At 45.5% G+C, this 2226-nt stretch carries 3 protein-coding genes; all 3 read right to left on the reverse strand.

Annotation, left to right across the window (positions count from 1 at the left end; translation table 11 throughout):
• The coding region (locus GX089_17560) for a PTS transporter subunit EIIA (GenBank protein ID NLP04304.1) at positions 1 to 409 on the reverse strand (409 nt) is incomplete at its 3' end.
• Between the two features lie 11 nt (positions 410 to 420).
• Positions 421 to 1530: a hypothetical protein gene (locus GX089_17565; GenBank protein NLP04305.1), complete on the reverse strand. Its 1110-nt coding sequence runs from the start codon at positions 1528 to 1530 to the stop codon at positions 421 to 423.
• Between the two features lie 211 nt (positions 1531 to 1741).
• The gene (locus GX089_17570; GenBank protein NLP04306.1) at positions 1742 to 2197 is read right to left on the reverse strand and encodes a hypothetical protein; all 456 of its coding nucleotides are present in this window, start codon (positions 2195 to 2197) and stop codon (positions 1742 to 1744) included.
• Between the last annotated feature and the right edge of the window lie 29 nt (positions 2198 to 2226).

Raw genomic sequence — 2226 nt, forward strand, 5'->3', positions numbered from 1 at the left:
CCTCGAAAGAAAGTATCTGGTCCCGTACAAAATCGGTTTTGAAAAAAGCAGCAAGTTCCGAGAGGATCTGGATCTGTTTGTTGTTGTCAGCGTCATCTCTGGCCACCAGAAGAACAATAATGTGCGCCAGTGCGCCCCGTGCCGCATCGTAATTTATCCCGGCCAGACTGCGTCCGACAATAATCGCAAACTCATCTTTTATCTGCACTCTGGCCTGAGGAAGGGCAAGTCCCTGACCGATAAAAGTGGAGGCCGATTCCTCCCGCTTGAGAATTTCATCTACAATCGTCTTCTGCTTACGCACATCGAGAGCTTTACACAGAGTAAGGGAGATTTCCCGGAGTGCTTCCACCTTTTCATCAGCCTTCAGCTCAACTACAGTGGGCAGAACAAGATAGCTTTCAAACAACAAAAGTCACCTCACATTCTGATCGATGCGGCATAGTAATCCACGATCTCCGGTTTATTTATAATCACATTGTCTTTTTCCAAGCTGATTGCCTTAAGCCTTAAAAGCTGCTGCATTCCTGTTTCAACAATCCTCCGGGGCTCTTCTCCCCAGACCTGCTTCAGATTACGACAAGCAGCAGAGAGCTTCTCCAGCAGCATGGGAATCTGTTCTGATATCTGTTCCGGAGTAGAACTCTTCCCCTCCTTCAGAACAAAAGAGACCAGATGAGCGGGTAAGATTCTGTAAAGATTGAGGAATTTATTCTGTATGAACTCACTCACTTTCTGCATCGATGCCCTGTGTGATGAGAACTCATCACGGGCATTCTCCAGCCTCCCGGCCGCAACATCAACTATTTCACGTACAGTAACAGGTTCTTCATAATCGAGGAAGATTTTTCCGTACTTTTTTCCGGTATACCTGGACGAAACAACCGGTACATAGGCAAGAATATCTGCACCGAAATACATGAGATTTCCCCATACTCTTTTGTAAAGAGGGTTAGAGCGTTTTCGAAGTTGCTTCCCCTTCAAGAGCATCCTGAAATACGGCAAGTCCGGAGGATATTCATAGGAAATTGCCATAGGCAGCAGGTAAACATCATTCTGCGGTTTCTCCGCCTGCAAAAGCACCGATGCTCCCAGAATCCCGTATTTCACATCAAGAGTTGCACCCGAATAACTTCTCCCTCCTTCCGGAAAGAGAATCACCGCTTGCCCCCCTTCAAGCATCGATTTTACACTCTTGCAGAGATTACGAACATAATTACGTTCAAACCCGGTATCACGCGATACCGGAAATGCGCCCCATTTCCGGAACCGGGGGCCCAGGTATGGAAGGTTTGTCAGGTTGTCACCAGCGGCAAACCTCAACCCCCTAAACCCTTTCCCGAAAAAAATGTGCCCCACAAGGAAATAATCCACATGGCTGCGATGTGTACTCACAAGCATCAGGGGACATTTCTGGATTTCTGAAGAGTTGAGATCCGGTCCTGAAACTTCTATTCCGGTGAAAGCAGTATCAAAAAACCTCTGTACACTTCCACTTACTTCTTGTATTGCCTGATCAGACGAACTCATTTAACACCTGCAAAAACGATGAAGATATTTACCCAAAAATAGGATTTGAGGCAGGTAAAACCAAGGCAATTCTGTGCGGAAATGAGCTCTGAAAGTTTTTAACTTATGTTTTCAGATTGGCAGAAACTGACACATGTTAAAAAAAACTTTCAGCAGAAATCAGTCTCCCTGATTTCTGTTGAAAGCCGTTGAATCCCTCTTTCTTTCTTCCTTAAGCTACATCCTCCATCACCCCGACTTCTACATCATCTTCCTTGCCAGAATGCTCAATTTCAAAACTCTCACTTTCCTTTTTCATCTGCTCGATCAGATCCTCTCTGCCGATCAGTTGAAGATGGCGGATTCGCTTATACTCGTTTCGATGCTCAGGGCAATATTTTGGATATATATACTGCCGGGGGTAAATTTTAACCTCAAACTGGTGATCACAGCCCTCCAGAGCGCAGTTCATGACAAGGGTAACTACCTCTGTGTAGTTATGCTTGAAAGTCTGATTTTTAATATTTACATCCTCAGGCTTTGTCCGCTTTCTTATACGATATCTGTCCTGGCGGTGTTCGGGACAATATTTGGAAATATGGATGCCGAAAAAGATCTTGCCGCATCCGGGGTACTGGCATTTCTTTTCCCGAAGTTTTTGACGGCGCCGCGATTTAGGTAGCTGCATATTAGATAACCCTCCGCACTCAGAAAAGG

It is taken from the genome of Fibrobacter sp. (genome assembly GCA_012523595.1).
Taxonomy (GTDB): Bacteria; Fibrobacterota; Chitinivibrionia; order Chitinivibrionales; family Chitinispirillaceae; genus JAAYIG01.

Coding starts and splice junctions, on each gene's coding strand:
- GX089_17565 (NLP04305.1), bottom strand. CDS start 1,530: ATGAGTTCGTCTGATCAGGCAATACAAGAAGTAAGTGGAAGTGTACAG.
- GX089_17570 (NLP04306.1), bottom strand. CDS start 2,197: ATGCAGCTACCTAAATCGCGGCGCCGTCAAAAACTTCGGGAAAAGAAA.